General features: G+C 71.4%; 24 protein-coding genes and 1 pseudogene. 4 read left to right on the forward strand and 21 right to left on the reverse strand.

The annotated features are described in order from the left end of the window. Positions 1-11: 11 nt before the first annotated feature. The 3 genes from OG953_RS17305 to groES all read right to left on the reverse strand — a co-directional run bounded on the left by OG953_RS17305 (position 12) and on the right by groES (position 3,803). On the reverse strand, positions 12-1,502 hold the full coding sequence (locus OG953_RS17305; protein ID WP_405685242.1) for a right-handed parallel beta-helix repeat-containing protein: 1,491 nt from the start codon (positions 1,500-1,502) through the stop codon (positions 12-14). Between the two features lie 267 nt (positions 1,503-1,769). Beyond that, a complete protein-coding gene (gene groL / locus OG953_RS17310; protein ID WP_405685243.1) occupies positions 1,770-3,395 on the reverse strand; it encodes a chaperonin GroEL in 1,626 nt (541 codons plus the stop codon). Positions 3,396-3,494: 99 nt separating this feature from the next. After that, a complete protein-coding gene (gene groES, locus OG953_RS17315; RefSeq protein WP_389655923.1) occupies positions 3,495-3,803 on the reverse strand; it encodes a co-chaperone GroES in 309 nt (102 codons plus the stop codon). 315 nt (positions 3,804-4,118) lie between these two features. On the opposite strand from groES, the gene OG953_RS17320 reads away from it, so the two are divergent. Continuing rightward, positions 4,119-4,391 (forward strand): DUF6234 family protein, encoded by a 273-nt coding sequence (locus OG953_RS17320; RefSeq protein WP_405685245.1) that lies wholly within the window; start codon positions 4,119-4,121, stop codon positions 4,389-4,391. A gap of 214 nt (positions 4,392-4,605) precedes the next feature. On the opposite strand, the gene OG953_RS17325 is transcribed toward OG953_RS17320, so the two are convergent. Continuing rightward, a complete protein-coding gene (locus tag OG953_RS17325; RefSeq protein ID WP_405685246.1) occupies positions 4,606-5,631 on the reverse strand; it encodes a polysaccharide deacetylase family protein in 1,026 nt (341 codons plus the stop codon). Between the two features lie 82 nt (positions 5,632-5,713). Here OG953_RS17325 and OG953_RS17330 point away from each other — a divergent pair, with 82 nt between their 5' ends. Then, positions 5,714-6,979, forward strand: coding sequence for a THUMP-like domain-containing protein (locus OG953_RS17330; RefSeq protein ID WP_405685247.1), 1,266 nt, complete (start codon positions 5,714-5,716; stop codon positions 6,977-6,979). Between the two features lie 16 nt (positions 6,980-6,995). On the opposite strand, the gene OG953_RS17335 is transcribed toward OG953_RS17330, so the two are convergent. Continuing rightward, positions 6,996-7,361 carry a hypothetical protein gene (locus tag OG953_RS17335; RefSeq protein WP_405685248.1) on the reverse strand — a complete coding sequence of 122 codons (366 nt, stop codon included), beginning with the start codon at positions 7,359-7,361 and terminating at the stop codon, positions 6,996-6,998. A gap of 53 nt (positions 7,362-7,414) precedes the next feature. After that, positions 7,415-8,080, reverse strand: a complete 666-nt coding sequence (locus tag OG953_RS17340; protein WP_405685250.1) for a hypothetical protein — start codon at positions 8,078-8,080, stop codon at positions 7,415-7,417. Between the two features lie 96 nt (positions 8,081-8,176). On the opposite strand from OG953_RS17340, the gene OG953_RS17345 reads away from it, so the two are divergent. After that, on the forward strand, positions 8,177-8,791 hold the full coding sequence (locus tag OG953_RS17345; RefSeq protein ID WP_405685251.1) for a class I SAM-dependent methyltransferase: 615 nt from the start codon (positions 8,177-8,179) through the stop codon (positions 8,789-8,791). Between the two features lie 19 nt (positions 8,792-8,810). Here the strand turns inward: OG953_RS17345 and OG953_RS17350 are convergent, their stop codons facing one another. The 8 genes and pseudogenes from OG953_RS17350 to tsaB all read right to left on the reverse strand — a co-directional run bounded on the left by OG953_RS17350 (position 8,811) and on the right by tsaB (position 15,345). Next, positions 8,811-9,278, reverse strand: coding sequence for a VOC family protein (locus OG953_RS17350; RefSeq protein ID WP_405685253.1), 468 nt, complete (start codon positions 9,276-9,278; stop codon positions 8,811-8,813). Positions 9,279-9,355: 77 nt separating this feature from the next. Beyond that, positions 9,356-10,627, reverse strand: coding sequence for an RNA polymerase sigma factor (locus tag OG953_RS17355; protein WP_405685254.1), 1,272 nt, complete (start codon positions 10,625-10,627; stop codon positions 9,356-9,358). Positions 10,628-10,668: 41 nt separating this feature from the next. Continuing rightward, a complete protein-coding gene (locus OG953_RS17360; RefSeq protein WP_266358684.1) occupies positions 10,669-11,034 on the reverse strand; it encodes a YciI family protein in 366 nt (121 codons plus the stop codon). Positions 11,035-11,075: 41 nt separating this feature from the next. Then, positions 11,076-12,456 (reverse strand): annotated as a pseudogene (locus OG953_RS17365) (MFS transporter); the annotation flags it as partial. 327 nt (positions 12,457-12,783) lie between these two features. Beyond that, positions 12,784-13,068 carry a hypothetical protein gene (locus tag OG953_RS17370; RefSeq protein WP_405685255.1) on the reverse strand — a complete coding sequence of 95 codons (285 nt, stop codon included), beginning with the start codon at positions 13,066-13,068 and terminating at the stop codon, positions 12,784-12,786. Beyond that, positions 13,065-14,165 carry a tRNA (adenosine(37)-N6)-threonylcarbamoyltransferase complex transferase subunit TsaD gene (tsaD, locus tag OG953_RS17375; protein WP_405685257.1) on the reverse strand — a complete coding sequence of 367 codons (1,101 nt, stop codon included), beginning with the start codon at positions 14,163-14,165 and terminating at the stop codon, positions 13,065-13,067. The genes OG953_RS17370 and tsaD overlap by 4 nt, the downstream gene beginning before the upstream one ends. Continuing rightward, positions 14,165-14,686 (reverse strand): ribosomal protein S18-alanine N-acetyltransferase, encoded by a 522-nt coding sequence (rimI, locus tag OG953_RS17380; protein ID WP_405685259.1) that lies wholly within the window; start codon positions 14,684-14,686, stop codon positions 14,165-14,167. The genes tsaD and rimI overlap by 1 nt, the downstream gene beginning before the upstream one ends. Then, entirely contained in the window at positions 14,683-15,345 is a 663-nt protein-coding gene (gene tsaB, locus OG953_RS17385; RefSeq protein ID WP_405685260.1) for a tRNA (adenosine(37)-N6)-threonylcarbamoyltransferase complex dimerization subunit type 1 TsaB, read from the reverse strand. The genes rimI and tsaB overlap by 4 nt, the downstream gene beginning before the upstream one ends. Positions 15,346-15,514: 169 nt before the next feature. On the opposite strand from tsaB, the gene OG953_RS17390 reads away from it, so the two are divergent. Then, positions 15,515-16,054: a hypothetical protein gene (locus OG953_RS17390; protein ID WP_405691888.1), complete on the forward strand. Its 540-nt coding sequence runs from the start codon at positions 15,515-15,517 to the stop codon at positions 16,052-16,054. An 85-nt stretch (positions 16,055-16,139) separates the two neighbouring features. Here OG953_RS17390 and OG953_RS17395 read toward each other — a convergent pair whose 3' ends face one another. The 7 genes from OG953_RS17395 to OG953_RS17425 form a co-directional block, all read right to left on the reverse strand. Continuing rightward, complete coding sequence (locus tag OG953_RS17395; protein WP_405685262.1) at positions 16,140-16,322, reverse strand: hypothetical protein; 183 nt, start codon at positions 16,320-16,322, stop codon at positions 16,140-16,142. A gap of 131 nt (positions 16,323-16,453) precedes the next feature. Further along, entirely contained in the window at positions 16,454-17,002 is a 549-nt protein-coding gene (tsaE, locus tag OG953_RS17400) for a tRNA (adenosine(37)-N6)-threonylcarbamoyltransferase complex ATPase subunit type 1 TsaE (RefSeq protein ID WP_405685263.1), read from the reverse strand. Beyond that, complete coding sequence (locus OG953_RS17405; RefSeq protein ID WP_405685265.1) at positions 16,971-18,245, reverse strand: alpha/beta fold hydrolase; 1,275 nt, start codon at positions 18,243-18,245, stop codon at positions 16,971-16,973. Before OG953_RS17405 ends, tsaE begins: the two co-directional genes overlap by 32 nt. A gap of 93 nt (positions 18,246-18,338) precedes the next feature. Further along, a complete protein-coding gene (gene alr, locus OG953_RS17410) occupies positions 18,339-19,493 on the reverse strand; it encodes an alanine racemase (RefSeq protein WP_405685266.1) in 1,155 nt (384 codons plus the stop codon). A 97-nt stretch (positions 19,494-19,590) separates the two neighbouring features. Continuing rightward, on the reverse strand, positions 19,591-19,977 hold the full coding sequence (locus OG953_RS17415) for a DUF488 domain-containing protein (protein WP_266358698.1): 387 nt from the start codon (positions 19,975-19,977) through the stop codon (positions 19,591-19,593). A gap of 61 nt (positions 19,978-20,038) precedes the next feature. Next, a complete protein-coding gene (locus tag OG953_RS17420) occupies positions 20,039-21,499 on the reverse strand; it encodes an NAD(P)H-hydrate dehydratase (RefSeq protein ID WP_405685267.1) in 1,461 nt (486 codons plus the stop codon). A 4-nt stretch (positions 21,500-21,503) separates the two neighbouring features. Continuing rightward, entirely contained in the window at positions 21,504-21,872 is a 369-nt protein-coding gene (locus OG953_RS17425) for a holo-ACP synthase (protein WP_093897275.1), read from the reverse strand. Positions 21,873-21,875: the final 3 nt, after the last annotated feature.

A 21,875-nucleotide genomic window follows, 5' to 3' on the forward strand; every position in this document is an offset into this window, starting at 1 on the left:
AGACGCCAAGGTCACCCATTCGGCCCCGGAACCTCTGTTCCCACCCCGTGAACCCACCGACAGGACCCACACCCGCTCACCACAACCCACTTCAACGCAGCAAACCGGCAGCAGCTCACAACCCCGCGGCCCACGTAGGCGCCGATGTTGGGGGCGCCGGGCTTCAGCTCGTTGCCGAAGTAGTCCTTGCCGCCGTTGTTCTCGATGACGGCTCCGGCGGCGAGGGCGGGCGAGCCCGCACCGAGCCGGAAGTCGGGCCGGAGCTTCGGATCGGCCGTGATGCCGCCGGGGTTGGGGCGGGCCATGTCGATGCCGTAGAAGGCGTTGTGGTCGAACGAGAGCCCGGGCGTCGGGTTCTTGAAGGCGTAGCCGCCGGTGCCCTCGCTCACGAAGATGTTGTTCCGGATGGACAGTTCGTGCTGGGTGGTGGCGGGGCTGCCGGCGTCGTCCTGGACGAGGTAGCCGGGGATCTGCTCCTTGTTGTGGAAGGTGTTGTTGTTGATCTCCGTGCCGAGGATCGGGCCCCCGCAGTTCTGGATCAGGCGGGCGCCGTCGTTGCGGCTGACTTTGTAGCGGGCGACCGTGCCGATGGTCTTGGCGCCGCTGTACGGGCAGATCAGCAGGAAGCCGCCCTTGTTGTTGTGGCTGTAGTTGTACTGGAAGACCGTGTTCTGCGAGGCGCCGTCGGCGTCGAAGGACATCCCGTCGTGGGTGTTACCGCCGCCCGAGACCTCGTTGTACTCGATGGTCGTGTCGTCGGTGTTGAAGGTCCAGATGCCCGCGTTGGCGGAGGGCGAGCGCAGCTGGAAGCCGTCGACCCGGTTGTGGTCGACGCGGGCACCACTGGTGGTGTCGAGCTTCATGCCGTCGCCGGCCAGGGACTTCAGCGTGTTGTGGTGGATGCGGACTCCGGTGCTCGGCGTCCGCTCCCCCGGGTAGACGTTCGGGTCCTGCTGCTGGCCGACCAGATCACGCTTGGAGAAGGTCGATTTGAAGTAGATGCCCTCGCGGTCGACGTTCTCGATGCGGTTGTGCCCGATGTCCAGGCCGTCGTACCGGCTCGCCTTCGCCTTGCCCGCGACCGCGATGTGGATCGCGCTGGAGCCGGACACCGTCTTGTAGTCGCCGCCGCGCACATCGTGGATGTAGAGGCCGGAGATGTCGAAGCCGCGGGCGGTGCCGTAGTCGGTGAGGCGGAGGCGGACGCCGTTGCGCTCGCTGCCGGGGTTGTCGGCGATGGTGATCTCCAGGGCCTTGAGGTGCACGTACTGCATGTTGGAGAGCAGCACGACATCGTGGGCACCCGCGCCGTCCAGCTTGGCGCGGGCCGGGCCGTTGCCGTAGTCGGCGATGGTGAACGGTGCGCGGGCGGAGCCGGTGCCCTCGGGGGCGAGGGTGCCGGTGCAGGTGGCGCCGCGCTTGAAGAGCAGCCGGTCGCCGGGGCCGTAGGTGTGCGCGTTGGCCTCGGCGAGCGTGGTCCAGGGGTTACGAGGTCGTTGCAAACGCCTCGCACAAGAACATCAAGGTGGTGTACGAGGAGATCCCGTCCGGCAACGCGGGCGGCTACGCCAAGATCTCCAACGCGGTGAAGGCGGGCAACGCCCGGTCCTCAATCGCCGGGCGGGCTGAAAGATGTCCTCGATCTCCCCCCGTAGCCTCAAGGACATGGGGGGACCCCCTCGGTGGGCATGCTCGATTCGGCAGCACGTGCCGAGGCCCGGTACCCCTCGCCGGGGTACCGGGCCTCAGTGGCTGAGCGGAGCTACACGCTAGTGCGAGTGGCCGTGGCCGCCGTGACCGGCCTCGGCCTCTTCCTCGGCCGGCTTCTCGACGACCAGCGTCTCGGTCGTGAGCAGCAGCGACGCGATGGACGCGGCGTTCTCCAGCGCGGAGCGGGTGACCTTGACCGGGTCGATGACGCCGGCCTTCACCAGGTCGCCGTACTCGCCGGTCGCGGCGTTGAAGCCCTGACCCTTGTCGAGCTCGGAGACCTTCGAGGTGATGACGTAACCCTCGAGGCCGGCGTTCTCGGCGATCCAGCGCAGCGGCTCGACGGCGGCGCGGCGCACGACCGCGACACCGGTGGCCTCGTCGCCGGTCTTGTCGAGGTTGCCCTCAAGAACCTTGACGGCGTGGACCAGAGCGGAGCCACCACCGGAGACGATGCCCTCCTCGACCGCGGCGCGGGTCGCGGAGATGGCGTCCTCCAGACGGTGCTTCTTCTCCTTGAGCTCCACCTCGGTGGCGGCACCGACGCGGATCACGCACACGCCGCCGGCCAGCTTCGCAAGGCGCTCCTGGAGCTTCTCGCGGTCCCAGTCGGAGTCCGTGGCCTCGATCTCGGCCTTGATCTGGTTGACCCGGCCCTTGACGTCGCCGGGCTCGCCGCCGCCGTCCACGATCGTCGTGTCGTCCTTGGAGACGGTGACGCGGCGGGCGGTGCCCAGCACGTCCAGACCGGCCTGGTCGAGCTTGAGGCCGACCTCCTCGGCGATGACGGTCGCACCGGTGAGGGTGGCGATGTCGCCGAGCATGGCCTTGCGGCGGTCACCGAAGCCCGGGGCCTTCACCGCGACGGCGTTGAAGGTGCCACGGATCTTGTTGACGACGAGGGTCGACAGCGCCTCGCCCTCGACGTCCTCGGCGATGATCAGCAGCGGCTTGGAGCCACCGGCCTGGATGACCTTCTCCAGCAGCGGGAGCAGCTCCTGGATCGCGCCGATCTTGCCCTGGTGGATCAGGATGTACGGGTCGTCGAGGACGGCCTCCATACGCTCCTGGTCGGTCACCATGTACGGGGACAGGTAGCCCTTGTCGAAGGCCATGCCCTCGGTGAAGTCGAGGTCCAGACCGAAGGTGTTGGACTCCTCGACGGTGATGACACCGTCCTTGCCGACCTTGTCCATCGCGTCCGCGATGAGCTCGCCGACCTGCGGGTCCTGCGCGGAGAGCGCGGCCACGGCGGCGATGTCGGTCTTGTCGTCGATCGGGCGGGCGGTCGCGAGGAGCTCCTCGGACACGGCCTTGACCGCGGCGTCGATGCCCTTCTTCAGGGCGGCCGGGGAAGCACCTGCGGCGACGTTGCGCAGACCCTCGCGGACGAGCGCCTGGGCCAGCACGGTGGCGGTGGTCGTACCGTCACCCGCCACGTCGTTGGTCTTGGTCGCCACCTCCTTCACCAGCTGGGCACCGAGGTTCTCGTACGGGTCGTCGAGCTCGACCTCGCGCGCGATGGTGACACCGTCGTTGGTGATGGTGGGAGCGCCGAACTTCTTGTCGATGACGACGTTGCGGCCCTTGGGGCCGATCGTCACCTTGACCGTGTCGGCAAGCTTGTTGACGCCGCGCTCAAGGGCGCGACGGGCGTCCTCGTCGAACTTCAGAATCTTCGCCATGGCAGCTGAGCTTTCCTCTCAAACGAACTGCGCCCCCGACCACCCGGCTGGTTATTCGCAGGGGGCCAGGGGCGCAGAACAGAAGCAAACGTGGGTGAATTACTTCTCGACGATCGCGAGCACGTCGCGAGCCGAGAGGACGAGGTACTCCTCGCCGTTGTACTTCACCTCGGTGCCGCCGTACTTGCTGTACAGCACGACGTCGCCGGTCTTGACGTCGAGCGGAAGGCGCTCGCCGTTCTCGAAGCGGCCCGGGCCCACGGCCAGGACGACGCCCTCCTGGGGCTTCTCCTTGGCGGTGTCCGGAATGACCAGGCCGGAGGCCGTGGTCTGCTCGGCGTCGAGCGGCTGGACCACAATGCGGTCCTCGAGCGGCTTGATCGCAACCTTGGAGCTGGCGGTCGACACGATCCGGTCTCCCCCTTCGGAGATCTCACGGGGTTAAGAGTCTTTGGATGGCGACCAGGTGGATCCGTCGTCGCGGGTGCCGGACCTGCCAGTCGCACAGTACTGCTGGCACTCTCCAGTGGTGAGTGCCAGCACCGAGACTATGACCGGGATTAGCACTCGGTCAAGCGGAGTGCCAATTCAGCCAGTCGTGGCGTCATGTGGGCCCCGCTCGCGCACGGTGCGCCGGTCGCATGCGACAGTCCGGACAACGCAACGGTCCGGACCATATAGGGACAACGCGGGGACGGACCGCACCGTTCCGTACGACCGTGGATGGACTGGACGCCCGTCCTCGTCTTCGGCGGGATCGCCGCGGTGATCTGCCTGTTCGCCGTGGCGCCGATCCGCGCGAACCGGCCCTGGGCGGGCGCGATCCAGATCCTGGCCGCGCTCCTGCTGTGCGTGGTGGCGGCACTCATCGGGTACGAGGACTACCGCCGCTCGCACCCGGCGCCGGCCTCCGCTCCTTCGTACGATCCCGGTCGGTCCGGCCACCGGTGCCTCAGCGGTGGCGGCAACCGCGAGTGCTTGGACTCCGGCAGCTGACGACAGGTGATGACGACCGGCGACCCCGGCGCCCCGTGATCGCCGTGCGGATGCGCCTGCGGGCCCGCCGCGGGGGTCGGCTTCGGGTGGGTCACCTTCTGTGCGGCCTTGCGGCCCAGCCGTTCGATCGGGTCCACCGACTGTGCGCACCCGGCGGTGGCGGCCAGGAGCGCACCAGCTGTCAGCAGTCCGGCGAGCAGCCGATGCGCCCTTCTCATACGTAGTCCTCCAGCCGGGCCACGGCGTACCCCTTGTCCGTGATGGTCTTCATGACCGCCCGGACCAGGTCGGCCATGCTGCCGCCCCAGTCCTTCCGGCCCCGGAAGTGCGTGAGGATGATGTCGCCGGGGTGCAGGTCCTGGTCCACCTCGCGCCATTCCATGTGGTCCGGGAACGCCTCCGCGTTCCAGAGCGGTACGGCCTTGATGCCGCAGGACTTCGCGATGCGGAGCGTGTCCCCGTTGTAGTTGCCGTACGGCGGGCGGAAGAGGGTGGGCCGCGGCCCGTACCGCTCCTCGATGATGGCCTGCTGGTCGCAGATCTCGCTCTTCTGCTCGCTGTACGAGAGCCCGGGCAGGTAGGGGTGGTTGAGCGTGTGGTTGTTGAGGCCGACGCCCAGCCGCTGCATCTCCAGGAAGTACCCGTAGCTGTCGCGCACCAGGTAGTCGCTGAGGAACGCGCTGTACGGGATGTCCAGCTCGTCCATCATCTGCAGCAGTTCGGGATCCTTCTCGGCACCGTCGTCCATCGTCAGGAAGACGACCCGGTCCTTGGTCGGGACGGTGGTGAAGACCGGTGGCAGCGAGTCGTCGCCGCCATTGACCTCGAACCCCTCGCGGGTGGTGATGTGCGGCTTCACGGCGGGTGGCGGGGGTGCGATCAACGGTGGCCTGTCCAGCCCCCACTTCTTGGCGAGGGCCGCCCGTACGGCCGGACTGAACCTCGCGTTCTCACGGGACCCGGCGGGTGCACCGCCCTGGCCGGCCCGCTGTCCGGGGCCCGCCCCCAGTCCGGGACCGCCCGGCGGTCCGGCGGCAGGTAGGGCCCGGTGCTCATCGACGTCGCCCGACTGGCCGCCGGCCCCGGAGGCGCAGCCGGAGCAGACCGCGGCGACCAGGAGTGCGGCCAGGGCCGCGCAGGCCGGCCGATGCCTGCCGGAGCCCCGCCCACCCCCCGGTTCAGACCTGCCCGATCCGCTCCTTTTCATGGTTAATTTTTCCTTTTGTCGTACAAGTTGCATGGCGTCGCATCCTGCCAGCACGTGAGCGGCGCCCCGGCCCGACACCGCCACCGGGCCCGCCGGTCAACCCGGCTGGCTCACAATGGGGCGGGTGAACGCCTTCGCCCCGAACGACCCGTCCGACGCCGACGACCGGTCCGACGCCCCCGACCCGTCCGACCCCCTCGCCGCTTTCATGGCCCTGCGCACCCCCGAGGGCGCGGCGCTCCTGGACGGGCTGCGGTCGTACGACCCCGCCCAGGAGCTCGCCACCGCCACCCGGCTTCGCCGCACCCACCCGGCCTCGCTGGTCTCGGCGGCGCTGGGGCAGGCGCGGCTGCGGCAGCGGGCGGTGGCGAAATTCGGTGCCGAGGACGCGTACCGGATGTTCTTCACACCGAACGGCGTCGAGCAGGCGACGCGTACGTCGGTGGCCACCCACCGCGCACAGCGGTTCGTGGCGGCGGGCGGGGTGCGCAGCGTCGCCGATCTCTGCTGCGGGATCGGCGGCGACGCGATCGCGCTCGCACGGGCGGGCATCTCCGTCCTCGCGGTGGACCGCGACCCGCTGACCGCCGAGGTGGCCCGCGCCAACGCCGCCGCGCTCGGCCTGGACGGTCTGATCGAGGTGCGGTGCGCCGATGTCACCGAGATCGACACCTCGCCCTACGACGCGGTCTTCATCGACCCGGCCCGGCGCGGCGGCAGGGGCAGGATCTTCGACCCCGAGGCGTACTCACCGCCGCTCTCCTGGGCGACCGGCGCCGCGCTCAAGGCGCCCCGTGCCGCACTGAAGATCGCCCCCGGCATCCCGCACGAGGCGATCCCGGCGCAGGCGGAGGCCGAGTGGATCTCGGACGGCGGTGACGTGAAGGAAGCGGTGCTCTGGTTCGGCGAGGGCTTCGCGGCCGGTTCCTACCGCGCCACCGTACTTCCGGCCCGCGCCACCCTGTGGTCCGGCGCCCCGCTGCCCGCCCCGCCCGTCGGCCCGGTCGGCCGCTATCTGTACGAGCCGGACGGCGCCGTCATCCGCGCCCATCTGGTCGCCGACGTCGTGGCGCGGTGCGACGGCCGACTGGTCGACGAGACCATCGCGTACGTCACGAGCGACCAGCCGTACGACTCCCCGTACACCGCCGGGTACGAGATCACCGACCGGCTGCCGTTCAACATGAAGAAGCTCAAGGCGCTGCTGCGGGAGCGGAAGGTCGGCGTCCTGACGGTGAAGAAGCGCGGCTCGGCCGTCGAACCGGAGGAGCTGCGCCGCAGGATGAAGCTCCAGGGACCGAACGCCGCGACGGTCTTCCTCACCCGGGTGGCCGGAGCCCCGACGATGCTGATCGGCCACCCGGTGACCGGACCCGCCTGACCGGCGGGGGCGGCCATCAGGCCAGGTCGGTCAGGTCCTCGGCGTACACCTGCGAGAGCGGCTGGGGACCCACGTACTGCTGGCAGTTGCACTGCCCCGACTCGAAGCGGACCGGCTTCTTGGACTCGCCCCAGGCGGTCGGCACCTCGACCCGCTCATGGCACTTGCCCTGCTTGTCATGCTTGGCGAGATGGTGCGTGCAGCCGCAGACCGGCTCCGGCGGCTTGTGGGCCGCTTCGACGGCCAGCCGCTCCTGCTCGGCCGCCTCCAGCAGCTCCAACTTGCGGGTGTGCCGGTTGCGCAGCGCGGTACGGACGTTGTCGACGGCCCATCCGAAGCCGCCCGTCCAGAAGATGATGAGCACCCACCAGTACCACTCCATGTGACACTCCTCCCCCAGCGTGACTCATGTATCCGGTCAGGACAGGTCCGGGGTCAGCGGTGCGCGCCGCCCCCGACGGAGAACAGCGGCTCCAAAGCGGGCGCCCCGATCAGTGTCCGCAGCACCCAACGGCGGTGGGCGAACGCCTTGGTGATGCCGATCAGTCCGACGATCCAGCCGGTCATCCCGAGTCCCATGACCAGGGCGACCACGCCGTAGATCCCGCGGCCCGCTTCGGCGGTCGCCGGGACGGCGATGCACGCGTACAGCCCGAGTGCGCACAGCGCGAAGGACATCAGCAGCCAGACCAGGCTGACACCCGGCATCCGCAATCGCGCATCGCGTGCCGGGTCGCGGTCCAACTCGCCCCAGGCTGCGAGCAGTCGGCGGATGTCGCGGTCGCGGAGCAGACCGATGACGACGAGGACGATCGCGGGAACCATGCAGCAGGCGCCCATGCCGACGAGGATCACACCGAGCACGGTGCTGAAGATGTCGTACGACTGCTCGAACGTGACGATCGCCGAGGCCACCAGCGACCAGCCCACCGCGCAGAGCGCTCCCCACAGCCACAACACCGCCAGCCGCCCCGGTGAGACATGCATCTTCACCAACTCCGCGAGCACCACGGCCCGGTCGGCGAGCAGCGCCTCACGGTCGGGCCAGGTTCGTATCTCCACGGGCGGTGGGGGCGGCGGCAGTTGTGCGCGGCTGAACATGGGCCAGACCTTATCGACCGTGCGCCCCCTGTGGACGGCACGGTGCGTCGGGGCCGCCGGAGTGCCATGCTGGAGAGAAACACACGGAGGTTCGCAATGGGGTTCTATGCCGAACGGATCGTGCCCCGGATCGCCGATGCCGCCGGCCGGTCGAAGGCGGTCGAACCGCTGCGGCGGCGGGTCTGCGAGGGCCTGTACGGTGAGATCATCGAGATCGGATTCGGCTCCGGGCACAACGTTCCGTTCTACCCGGAGGCCGTCACCGACGTGGCCGCGGTCGAGCCGTCCGATCTCGGCTGGAAGCTGGCCCGTGAGCGTATCGACGCGGGGCGCCCCCTGGTGCGGCGCGCCTGTCTGGACAGTCAGTACCTGCCGTTCGAGGACAACACCTTCGACGGGGCCCTGTCCACGTGGGCGCTGTGCACCATCCCCGACGCCGATGCGGCGCTGCGCGAGGTGCGGCGGGTCCTCAAACCCGGCGCGACCCTGCACTTCCTGGAGCACGGGCTGGCGCCGGAGGAGGACGTACGCCGCTGGCAGCGCCGCCTCGATCCGCTGGAGCGGCGGCTCTTCGGCGGGTGCCGTCTGACCCGGCGGATCGCCGAGATGCTGACGGCCGCGGGGTTCACGATCGTCGATCTCGATGTGTTCTACGGGAAGGGCGCGCCGAAGCTGATGGGGGCCTACTCGATGGGTGTCGCCGCGCCCTGACGGGGCCGGGAGGCGGGGCTCAGGCGTTGCGCAGCGCGTCGATGTCCAGTTTTCGCATGCCCGGCATCGCCTTCATCGCCCGCTCGGCCTTCGCCGGGTCCGGGTCGGACAGCGCCTCATTCAGCCCCTGCGGAACGAGTTGCCGGGACAGGCCGTACTTGTCCTTGAGCCAGCCGCACTGCCCCTCTTCGCCGCCGCCCTCGGTGAGCCTGGACCACAGGGTGTCCACCTCTTCCTGCGATGCACAGTCCACGGACAGCGAGATCGCCTCGGTGAAGGGGAACTGCGGGCCGCCGTTGAGCGCGATGTGCTCCTGGCCGACCAGCCGGAAGCCGACGGTCATGACCTTGCCCGTCTCGCCCGGCGCCGCCTCGTTGTAGTACGTCGTGTTCAGCACCTTCGAGTCGCCGCCGAAGACGGAGATGTAGTGATTCGCGGCTTCCTCGGCCTGGTTGTCGAACCACAGGAAGGTCTTGATCTTCTGCATGGTCTGCGCCTGTCGGGTGGCGCGGAGTCGGATGGTGCCGAAGCTTGTGCAGGGAAGACCGGTCCGGTGCCCGGAACTCATCGGCCGGAGCGGTCCTGAAGTGCCGCGCGGTCCAGGAGCATCGCGCGTTCCCGTTCATTCCGGGTCAGTCCGGCCGCCCGTACGAACTCCGCCCGCGCCTCGTCCGTACGGCCCGTCCTGGCCAGCAGATCGCCGCGGACGCTGGGCAGCAGGTGATAGTCCTTGAGCGCCGGGTCGTCGGCCAGCGCGTCGACCAGGGCGAGGCCGGCTGCCGGGCCCTGCGCCATGGAGACCGCCACGGCCCGGTTGAGCTCGACGACCGGGGACGGTGCGATCACGGCGAGGCGGTCGTAGAGGGCGGCGATGGTCGTCCAGTCCGTGTCCTCGTACGTCACCGCCCGGGCGTGGCACGCGGCGATCGCGGCCTGCACGGCGTACGGGCCGAGGCCGGCGCCCCCCTCCGTCGCGGCCACGGCCCGCTCCAGGGCCGCGACACCACGCCGGATCAGCAGGTGGTCCCAGCGGGCCCGGTTCTGGTCGGCGAGCAGCACCGGCGCGCCGTCCGGACCGGTCCTGGCGGCGGTGCGCGAGGCCTGGAGTTCCAGCAACGCGACCAGGCCGTGAGCCTCGGGCTCCTGCTCCATCAGGCCCGCGAGCACCCGGGCCAGCCGCAGCGCGTCCTCGCACAGCGCCGGGCGCAGCCAGTCGTCGCCCGCGGTCGCCGCATACCCCTCGTTGAAGATCAGGTAGATGACTTCGAGCACGGAATCGAGGCGGGCGGCGCGCTCGGGTCCGTAGGGCACCTCGAAGGGGACGCCCTCCCGGCCCAGGGTCCGTTTCGCCCGGACGATGCGCTGGGCGACGGTCGGTTCGGGGGCCAGGAACGCGCGGGCGATCTCATCGGTGGTGAGCCCGCCGAGCAACCGCAGGGTGAGGGCGATCCGGGCCGCGGTGGAGAGCACCGGATGGCAGGCCGTGAAGATCAGCCGGAGCAGGTCGTCGTCGATGTCGTCCGCTTCGGCGGGTTCGGGCGGCGGCACGTCCTCCAGGGCCCGCCCGACCTCGGCCAGCTTGCGCGCGTACGTCTCCTTGCGGCGTACGAGATCGATCGCGCGGTGTCTGGCGGTGGCCATGAGCCAGGCGCCCGGCCGGTCCGGGACACCTGACTCCGGCCACTGTTCCAGCGCGGCCACCAGGGCGTCCTGTGCGAGTTCCTCGGCGATGCCGACGTCCCGCACGATGCGGGTGACACCTGCGATGATCCGCGCGGACTCGATCCTGAAGACCGCTTCGACCGCCGTCCTCGCGCTTGCTGCCGTCACGGTCACTCATCAGAGCAGCCGTGCCGGGAAGCGGCAAGCGCGACCGGTCAGAGGCCCGTGGCCTCGTCGATCTGGCGGACCTCGGAGGTGACGGTCCAGTTCGCCGGGTGGATCTGCAGGAACCGCTTGGTCCATTCCAGGGCCTCGGCCTTGTCCTTGGCCTGGAGGATGGCGTAGCCGCCGACGACCTCCTTGGTTTCGGTGAAGGGACCGTCGGTGCAGCTGAGCTTGCCGCCGGACCAGGTGACCCTCGTGCCCTGGGCGGTCGGGGTGAGCCCGGCCGTCTCCAGCATGACCCCGGCCTTGGTGATCTCCTCGAACAGGGCGCCCATGCGCTTCTCGAACTCGGGGCCCGGGTTCTCGGAGGGGAGGTTCTGCTCATCGATGCGGATCAGCGACATGAAGCGGGGCATGGTGACTCCTCGGTCGGAAGGACGGGGACTTTCCCCGCCTCTCACCCTTGCGTCGAACGGGAGACGGCCGGATCGACAGCTCCACCGGAATTCTTCTGAGAATCTTCCGGAGCGGCCACCGGGGCGGCCACCGGAGCGGTCCGTTCCAGTGCCGGGAGCAGCACCAGGGCCGCCAGCGCCGCCGCCGCGAGCAGCCCCGCGCAGACCCAGAACGCCGCCGCGTACCCCGCCGCCAGATCGGCCGGCCGGCCCCCGTCGCCGGTGACCTGGGCGGCGACGGTGACCAGGACCGCGAGCCCCAGCGAGCCGCCGACCTGGCGGGCGCTGTTCAGCAGCCCGGAGGCCATCCCCGTCTCGTCGGAAGCGACGTCGGTCGTGGCCGCGGTGCCGAGCGGTACGAAGCACATCCCGATGCCGACGCTGCAGACCAGGGACGGGCCGAGAATCGAGTACAGGAAGCTGCCGCCCGCCTGCGCCGTCGCCGCGAACCCGGCGAGGCCGAGCGCGGCAACACCACCGCCCGCCGCCAGCAGCCGCCGAGTGCCGCGACCGTACGGGTGGCGACGACCGAGCCCGCGACGACGCCCGCCGAGAACGGCAGGAACGCGGCACCGGCGGCGGTCGGCCCGTAACCGAGCACCTGCTGCATGTAGAGCGCGGCAAAGTAGAACGCGGCGAACTGCCCCGAACTCATCAGCAGGCAGAAGAGGTTCGCGGTCAGGACCGGCCTCCCCTTCAGCAGACCGAGACGCAGCAGCGGAGTCCCGGCCCGCAGCTCGACGGCGGCGAAGGCGACCAGCAGGAGCACGGCGGCGCCGAGCGTGCTCAGCGTCTGGGCCGACCCCCATGGGTGGGTCGATGTGCGTACGAGCCCGAGGACCAGCAGTGCCGTACCGGCGGTGGCCAGCAGCGCTCCGGCCACATCGAGCCGGGCTCCGGCCCGGGAGGGGCGGCTCTCCAGCCCGGAGCGTACGGCTCCCACCAGCGCGAACACCACGATCGGCACGTTCACCAGCATCACCGCACGCCAGCTCGCCGCATCGGTGAGCACCCCGCCGGCGAGCACGCCCACCGCGCCGCCCGCCGCACCCGCCATGCCCCACAGCCCCAGGGCGCGGGAACGGGCGGGCCCGGCCGGGAAGGCGATGGCGATCAGGGCGAAGGCGACCGGGGCGAGCGCGGCCGCACCGATCCCCTGCACCGCCCGTGCGGCGATCAGCCCACCGGGCGACCATGCGAGTCCCCCGGCCAGGCTCGCCACGCCGAACAGCACCAGGCCCACCGTCAGGACCCGGCTGCTGCCGATCAGGTCGGCGAGACGCCCGCCAGCATCAACAGCCCGCCGAACGCCGGCGCATAGGCGTTCACCACCCAGAGGAGCCCCTCCGGGGTGAAGCCGAGATCGCGGCGCATGTCCGGGAGATCATCGGCTCCGCGCTCGCCTGCGGCCTCTCCCCCGCCCGGGCGGTACGCGCGTACCGGACGATCTGGAGTTACGTCTACGGCGACCTGGTCTTCCGCAGGGCAGCCGAGCGCCGCGCGGAGAACCCGCCGAGCAAGCGGTACTTCCCCGAGATGATCACCGGGGAGGACGCAGCCGCACCGCCCCGGCTGACGGAGGTCAAGGACCGGTGACGCGAGTACGCCGCCGACTACGAGGTGGCGGAGGAACTCGACGCGATCATCGAGGGGCTGATCAGCCGAGGGACTTCCCGGGGCCAGTGACTTCCCGGGACTCAGCGGCTCGCCTCAGCCGAGGGACTCGACGGCCCCCAGGGACTCGAAACGCCAGCGGTGCACCGGACGAGTGATCAACTCGGCGTCCGGTTCGGGGAGCTCGGGCAGCTCGTCGCCGTACGCCCCCTCCCACCAGGTGATGACCAGGACCCGGTCCTGCGGGGCGCGCAGCAGCTCGCGGCGCAGCGGCTCGCGGGCCAGCTCGGCCGACCGGGCGCGCGCCCACTCCAGGAGTTCGGGGCCCCTGCCGTCGGCGGCGCGGGCCTCCCACATCAGCGCGACGGTCGTACCGCTCATGAGTAGAGGTTGTCCTTGCTGATCTCGTGCACATGGTCGTGGTCGTGCGCGTGGGCACCGGGGACGTGGGGGTCGGTCACCGGCAGCGACGAGTCCGCGGACAGCTCCAGGTCCGACGCCGGCCTGCCCCGGGCCACCATCTCCGCGCCCAGCGCCGCGACCATCGCCCCGTTGTCCGTGCACAGCCCCGGCCGCGGCACCCGCAGCCGGATGCCGGCCCGCTCGCACCGTTCCTCGGCCAGCGCCCGCAGCCGTGAGTTGGCCGCGACACCGCCGCCGACCATCAGGTGGTCGACGCCCTCGTCCTTGCAGGCCCGGACGGCCTTCCGGGTGAGCACATCCACCACGGCCTCCTGGAAGGACGCGGCCACATCCCGTACCGGCACCTCTTCGCCCGCCGCACGCTTGGCCTCGATCCAGCGGGCCACCGAGGTCTTCAGACCGGAGAAGGAGAAGTCGTACGCGGGGTCGCGCGAGCCGCTCAGACCGCGCGGGAACGCGATCGCCTTCGGGTCGCCCTCCTTCGCCAGCCGGTCGATGACCGGACCGCCGGGGAAGCCGAGGTTCAGCACCCGGGCGATCTTGTCGAAGGCCTCGCCCGCCGCGTCGTCGATGGTCGCGCCCAGCGGCCGTACGTCATTGGTGATGTCCGGCGCGAGCAGCAGCGAGGAGTGGCCGCCGCTGACCAGCAGCGCCATCGTCGGCTCGGGCAGCGGGCCGTGCTCCAGCTGGTCGACGCAGATGTGCGAGGCGAGGTGGTTGACCCCGTAGAGCGGCTTGTTCAGCGCGTACGCGTACGCCTTCGCCGCCGAGACGCCGACGAGCAGCGCGCCCGCGAGCCCGGGACCGGCGGTGACGGAGATGCCGTCGAGGTCGCGGGCGCTGATCCCGGCCTCCTTCAGGGCGCGCTCGATGGTGGGGACCATCGCCTCCAGGTGCGCGCGGGAGGCGATCTCCGGGACGACGCCGCCGAAGCGGGCGTGCGTGTCGACGCTGGACGCGACGGCGTCGGCGAGCAGCGTCGTACCGCGGACGATGCCGACGCCGGTCTCGTCGCAGGAGGTCTCGATGCCGAGTACGAGCGGTTCGTCAGCCATCAGTCAGTCTCTGTTTCCTGTACGAGCTCTTGTACGTGATCGTGTTCGTGCACGTGGAGGCGCATGACGAGTGCGTCGATGTTGCCCGGCTGGTAGTACCCGCGTCGGAAGCCGATCGGTTCGAAGCCGAAGCGTTCGTACAGCTTCTGCGCCCGGGTGTTGTCGACGCGGACCTCGAGGAGCACCTCGGCGCACTCGAAGGCCGTGGCGTGCTTCAGCAGATCGGTGAGCAGTTCGGAGCCGAGGCCGCCGCCCCAGTGGTCACGGGTGACACCGATCGTCTGTACGTCGGCGAGGTCACCGGCCGCACAGAGCCCGGCGTAGCCGACGATCCGGCCGGTGGCGGGGTCCTCGGCGACGACGTAGCGGCGGGTGGCCTGCGGGCCGCGGGAGTGCGCCAGCTCGGACCAGAACATGCCGGCCGACCAGGCGTCGTCCGGAAACAGCTCGTGTTCGAGCTCCAGCACCGGATCGATGTCCCACCAGCGCATCTCGCGCAGTACGGCAGTCGTGGTCGTCACTTCGGGGTGACCACCTTGTAGTTCTTCGGGACCTGGGCGTCGGGCCTGCGGAGGTAGAGCGGCTGCGGCGGCAGCAGTTCCGCGCCCGCGGCGAGACGCTCGGCGGCGAGGGCTGCCAGCGCACCTGCGCAGACATGCTCCGGGCCCCGGGCGTCCGGAAACGCCTCGGGATAGAGCACCGCGCCCGCCCCGACGACGGGAAGTCCGGCGAGCCGCTCGGCGATGTCGGCGGGCCGGTCGACGGCGGGCTCCGTGGCACGCGTGCGGAAGTCCTCGTACCTCGCCCAGTAGACCTCCTTGCGGCGGGCATCCGTCGCGACGGCGAACGGGCCTTCCAGGCCGTCCTGTCCGGCGGCGTACGCAAGACCGTCCAGGGTGCACAGCCCGTGCACGGGCACGGAGAGCGCGGAGCCGAAGGTCGCGGCCGTGACCAGGCCGACCCGCAGCCCGGTGTACGGTCCGGGCCCGACGCCCACGACCACGTCCGTCACGGCGTCGAGTTTCACCCCGGCCTCGGCGAGGACCCGGTCGACGGCGGGCAGCAGCAGTTCCCCGTGCCTTCGGGCGTCGACCTGGCCGGACTCGGCGACGACGGAGGTCCCGTCGTGAAGGGCGACGGTGACGGCGGGGGTGGCGGTATCCACGGCGAGCAAGAGCACGCAAACAGCCTACGGCTCCTCCGACCGGGCACGGCGTCCCGTACGGCGTCCCGGTACGACCGGCCCCGGCTGCTACCGTCACCGTGTACACGCGGGTACGACGTAAACGCTTGTACTACATACGGAAGCGAAAGGGGCGCGCACGGTGGCTAGGGGCAGCTCGGGAATCGTGGCCGGGCTCACTGCGGCGGCTCTCGCCGCGGTCGGTTTCCTGGCCTACCAGGCATCGGCGAACGCCCCCGACTCCGTCGCCGCCCCCAAGCCGAAGGTCTCCAGCAGCGCCCCCGCCACCGGCCATGAAAAGCCGAAGGCCAAGAAGCCTCCGGCCGCGCTCCCTGCCGTCTCCGGTTCCGGGAAGCGTGTGGTGTACGCCCTGGAGGACCGTCAGGTGTGGCTCGTCGACGCGGCCGGGGATGTGACCAGGACCTTCGAGGTCATGCCGAGCGCGCTGAATCCGCGGCCCGGGACGTACCAGGTGGGTACGCGTTCGGGGCCCGCCACCGAGGGCTCGGACGGCGTGATGATCGAGCACGTGGTGCGGTTCGCGATGGCCGACGGCGTGGCAGTGGGATTCAGCGCGGCGCTGGACGGCTCGATGGAGAGCCCGGATCCGTCGCTGAAGACGGGCGGCGTGCGGATGTCCCGGGCCGACGGGGATGCGATGTGGGAGTTCGCGACGGTGCGCACGAAGGTCGTCGTCGTCCCGTAACCCCCGGGGGGTCCTCAATCGCCGGACGGGCCCGAATTCCGCCCACACGGCTCGCGCACCCTGCACCGCGTTGCCGCCCATCCGTTCAGCCTGCCCGGCGCTCCGGGGCGGACTCGGCGTGGTCGGCGCCGGAGGACGGGACAACGGCCGGGGCCCGGTCCGTGGACGGCGGTGGCGGCGTCGAGACCGCCGTGGCCGCGGCACAAGCCGCCAGCAGGTCGCTCATCGATGGCGGCGGCGGCACTTCACGTTCGGCGGACGTCGTCATGGATGCCTCCTGAGGCTCCGATGGAAGGCGTGGTTAGGTAGACCTAACCCGCTCTCACCATCCATGTGACCACGCCCGCCCCGCCCGGCGCAACAATTTGCCGACACACTGTCGGAAAGTGCGCTCCGCGCTCAGCCCTCCAGCGTCCCTCGCGCCTCCCGCAGCCCCGCCCAGCGCGCCCCGATCCCCACCAGCGTCACCGAGCGCCGTTCATCGTCCGTGTCGCCGACCGCACGGTGGATCAGCACCTGCAGCCGGTCCTCCGACAGTTCCTCGACCTTGCCGTCGCCCCATTCCACGACCACCACCGACTCCGGCAGCGACACATCGAGGTCCAGGTCCTCCATCTCGTCCAGCCCGCCGCCGAGGCGGTACGCGTCGACGTGGACCAGCGCGGGACCGCCGGTCAGCGACGGGTGGACGCGGGCGATCACGAAGGTGGGAGAGGTGACGGCGCCACGCACCCCGAGGCCCTCGCCGAGCCCCCGGGTCAGCGTCGTCTTTCCGGCGCCGAGCTCACCGGTGAGCATCACGAGGTCGCCGGGGCGCAGTACACCCGCGATCCGGCGGCCGAGGGCCTGCATCTGTTCGGGGGACTCGACGGCGAGGCTCACGGTGACGGTGCCTGGCACGGCGCCCTCGTCCACCTCAGCCGCCAGGCTGTTGTGCGGTGCTTCCATGCCCGCCAACGTTAGCCGCTGCCGGCACCGCGCCGACGCGTACCAGCAGGTCCGCCAGCCGGTCCGTCACCGTTTCCGGGTGTTCCAGCATCACCAGATGACCGGCGTCCGGGACGATGACCAGCTCCGCGTCCGGGAGTTGGTCCGCGATGGCCTCGCTGTGCGAGCTGGGCGTCACCAGGTCCTTGTCGCCCGCCAGGATCAGCACCGGAAGGTCACGGAAGGCCGGCAGGACGTGGCTCTTGTCGTGTTCGGTGAAGGCCGGGTAGAACTCGGCGACCACATCGATCGGAGTGGATTCGATGAGCCGCTCGGCGAACCGCTCGACCGCCGGGTCCACGTCCCGCGAACCGAACGAGTACCGCTTGATCAGCCCGGCGAAGAGATCGGCGGTCGCCCGCCGGCCCCGTTCCACCAGCTCGGCCTGGGAGCCGAGCGCCTTGAGCACCCCGGGCAGTACCCGCCGCACGGCATTGACGCCCGCGATCGGCAGCCCGAAAGTGACCTCGCCGAGTCTTCCGCTCGATGTGCCGACGAAGGCGATTGCGGCGACCCGGTCCCGGATGAGCTGGGGGTACTGCTCGGCGAGCGCCATCATCGTCATGCCGCCCATCGAGTGCCCGACCAGCACCAGCCGGCCCTCCGGGGCGGCCGCGTCGATGACCGCCTTCAGATCACGGCCGAGCTGGTCGATGCCGACCGTCACCCCGTCCGCCTGGGCCCGGCCCCGCTCGGAGCGGCCGTGGCTGCGCTGGTCCCAGTGGACGGTGCGGACCAGACCGCGCAGCGCCGCCCGCTGGAAGTGCCAGGAGTCCTGACTCAGGCAGTACCCGTGGCTGAAGACGACGGTGACGGGCGCGGGTGCCTTGCGGCCGAAGAGCCGGCGGCGGCGCGTACCGGCCCCCGTGGCGGTACCGGAGGCTCTGGTACCGCTCTCGCCGCCCCCGGCGGCCCCCGTACCGCCGTCCGGTTCGACCTCGTCGACCTCGTAGTACAGCTCGGTGCTGTCGTCGGCCGCGGCCCGGCCCGGCAGCCCGCGCAGCGAGCCGTACGGTCCCGAGGCGTCCAGCGCCAGCCTCGCCCTTCTGCGCATGCCACGGCCCACGGTCAACCGCTCGACCGCGACACCGGCGGCCGCACCTGCCGCGATCACACCTATGGCGGCTCCGGCGATCCCTGCCCGGCGCCAGCCGACCGCCGTAGCGGCCGTCGTCACCGCGTCCCCCGCACCGATCTCGCTCACCGTGCCGCGCTCCTCGTCGGTCGTATCCGTCAGGTCAGGGCCGGTCTGTTCCGGCCGTGCTCAGATCGTGCCTGGTCAGGGGCGCCTGTTCGGTCAGGACTCGGCCGGGGTTCCATTCAGATGGACGCGCGGCACACGGCTGCCGATCCGGGTGACGATCTCGTACGCGATCGTGTCGCAGGCCTGCGCCCAGTCCTCGGCGCTCGGCTCGCCCCGGTCCCCCGGGCCGAAGAGCACCGCCTCGCTGCCCACCTCGACCTCGTCCCCGTCGAGGTCGACGACGAACTGGTCCATGGCCACCCGGCCCGCGATCCGCCGCCGCGCACCGCCGACCAGGACGGGTGCACGGCCGGAGGCATGGCGCGGGATGCCGTCCGCGTAGCCGACCGGCACCAGGCCCAGGGTGGTCTCGGCGGTGGTCGTGTAGTGGTGTCCGTAACTGACCCCGTGACCGGCCGGCACCTGCTTGACCAGGGCGACCGACGCGACGAGCGTCATGACGGGGCGCAGCCCGAAGTCGGCCGGGGTGCCCAGCTCGGGGCTGGGCGAGATGCCGTACATCGCGATCCCGGTCCGGACGAGATCGAAGTGCGCCTCGGGGATCGTCAGCGTCGCCGGGGAGTTGGCGATGTGGCGCACCTCGGGGTCGACGCCCTCCTTCTCCGCGTACGCGACCATGTCCCGGAACGCGTTCAGCTGGGCGGCGATGGAGGGGTGGCCGGGCTCGTCGGCGCAGGCGAAGTGGGACCAGAGGCCGGTGATCCTGACGGTGCCCGCGTCCTCGGCGGCGCGGGCGGCGGCGACCAGCTCCGGCCAGTCGGCGGGCTGGCAGCCGTTGCGCCCGAGGCCGGTGTCGGCCTTGAGCTGGACACGGGCCGGAATACCGGCCTCCGTGGCCGCGGCGACGACCTCGCGCAGGGCCCACATCCCGCTCACCGACACGTCGATGTCGGCCTCGATAGCCTCGCGCCAGGGCCCGCCCGGCGTCCACAGCCAGCACATCACCCGGCCGCCGAGCCCGGCCGCCCGCAGGGCGAGCGCCTCCTGCGGCGTCGCGGTGCCCAGCCAGGTCGCCCCGGCCTCCAGCGCGGCCCGGGCGCAGGGCACCGCCCCGTGCCCGTACGCATCGGATTTGACGACGGCCATGAGTTGCGCGCCGGCCGCCCGCGCGCGCAGTACACGCACATTGGCGCGCAATGCGGCGAGGTCGATCTCGGCACGGGCTCTCAAGGACGCTGTCTCGTTCATCGCGCCCAGTCTCTCAGAGGCGTACGACAGGACCCCCGGGCGGCGGGTCGGGAAGGGCCCGCAGCCGGGGTCGCCCGCCGGGCTGGGTGCGTGCACCTCAGTGACGGCGCAGCTCGTGTTCCAGATGGTCGACGAGGACCGGGACATGGCTGTGCGGTACGTCCTTGACCGCCGTGACCAGCGTCACCGGGCCGCCCGCGCGGACCAGTTCCACCAGCTCCCCGACGGCCGCCGTGTGGGCGGGGTCGGCCAGCTCGGCGCGGTAGCGGTCGACGAAGTCGTCGTAGCGGGTGCCCGTGCGGTCCTCGTGGTACCAGGCGCGCAGCTCGTTCGAGGGGGTGACGTCCTTGAGCCACTTGTCGATCCGGGCCCGGTCCTTGGCCACGCCGCGCGGCCAGAGCCGGTCGACGAGGACCCGGGTGCCGTCGCCGTCCTCCTGCGGGTCGTACACCCGGCGTACACGCACATCGCTGCTGCTGCCCACGATCGGCCCTCCTGTCGACCCCCTGTCAGCCCGTTCGGCGTCTGCCTGCGCCCAGGATCACTCAGGCCCGTGCGTCCCGCCACGCCGCCGCAATCGCCTCGGCGACGTCCTGCGCGGCGACCGGAGCGCCGTTCGAGGCGTGGCGGGCGGCCAGGCCGTGCAGATACGCGCCGACGGACGCGGCGTCGCGCGGGGCGAGGCCCGCGGCCAGCAGGGAGCCGGTCAGGCCGGAGAGGACGTCGCCGCTGCCGGCCGTGGCCAGCCAGGAGGTACCGGTCGAGTTGACCCGTACGGGAGTGTCTTGGGTGTCGGTGGCGACCAGGGTCGTCGACCCCTTGAGCAGGACCGTGGCGCGGTAACGGGCGGCCAGTTCCCGTACGGCGGCGAGCCGCCCCGCCTCGACCTCCTCGCGCGGGACGCCGAGCAGGGCTGCGGCCTCACCGGCGTGCGGGGTGAGGACGGTCGGCGCGGTGCGCGAGCGTACGGTGGTGGCGTCGAGCAGCCGCAGCCCGTCCGCGTCGACGAGCACCGGAACGTCCGCGGCCAGCACGCCACGGACCGCCTCGACGGCCTCCGTACCGTCACCGAGCCCGGGCCCGACGACCCATGCCTGCACCCGCCCCGCCTTCGACGGCGGCCCCGCGTGGACCAGCGTCTCCGGATGGCGGGCGATCACCGCGCCGGCGCCGGGACCGACGTACCGCACGGCTCCGGCACCGCCCCGCAGCGCCCCGGAGACGGCCAGCACCGCCGCCCCCGGGTACCGCGCCGACCCGGCGACGATGCCGACGACACCACGCCGGTACTTGTCGCTCTCGCTGCTGGGAACCGGCAGGAGTGCGGCGACGTCCGCGTACTGCAAGGCCTCCAGGTCGGGTACGTCGGGCAGCTCGGGCCCGAGCCCGATGTCGACGAGGTGCAGGGCGCCCGCCAGGTCGGCGGCCGGGTCGATGATCAGCCCCGGCTTGTACGTACCGAAGGTGACGGTCGCGTCGACGCGCACCGCGTCGCCGAGCACCTCACCGGTGTCGGCCTCGACCCCGCTGGGCAGATCGACGGCGACGAAGGCCGCACCGGTCGCTTCGAAGGCCCGCACCAGCTCGGCGGCCTCCGCGCGCAGCCCGCCGCGCCCGCCGATGCCGGTAATCCCGTCCACGACGAGATCGATGTGCCCGCCCCAGGCGCTCGTCGCCGCGTCCCCCTCCGCCACGCGCCCGCCCGCCGCGAGCAGCGCCGCGAGCCCGCCCTCATGGGCGCGCCCCGGGGAGGTCAGCACGGCACGCACGCCCGCGCCGCGGCGGGCCAGCCGGGCGCCCGCGTACAGCGCGTCGCCCCCGTTGTCGCCGCTGCCGACGAGCAGGACGACCCGGGAGCCGTACACCCGGCCGCGCCGCCGCAGCACATCGGCGCAGGCCGCCGCGAGTCCCGCCGCGGCGCGCTGCATCAGGGCGCCCCGGGGCAGCTTGGCCATCAGGGCCCGTTCGGCGGCCCGTACGGTCTGAACGCTGTACGCAGTACGCATGTGCTCAACCCTCCGCGATCACCACGGCCGACGCCACCCCCGCGTCGTGGCTGAGCGACACATGCCAGTGCCGTACGCCCAGCTCGGCCGCGCGCGCGGCGACCGTGCCGATCACCCGCAGCCTGGGCTGCCCGCTGTCCTCGACGTACACCTCGGCATCCGTCCAGAGCAGGCCGCTCGGCGCGCCGAGCGCCTTCGCGAGGGCCTCCTTCGCGGCGAACCGCGCGGCGAGCGAGGCGATACCGCGCCGCTCGCCGCTGGGCAGCAGCAACTCGCTCTTCAGAAAGAGCCGGTCGGCCATCTGCGGCGTACGCTCCAGCGCCGCGTCGAACCGTTCGATCTCGGCCACATCGATCCCGACCCCGATGATCACGCG

This window comes from Streptomyces sp. NBC_00057 (assembly GCF_045041165.1).
In the GTDB taxonomy this organism is placed as follows: domain Bacteria; phylum Actinomycetota; class Actinomycetes; order Streptomycetales; family Streptomycetaceae; genus Streptomyces.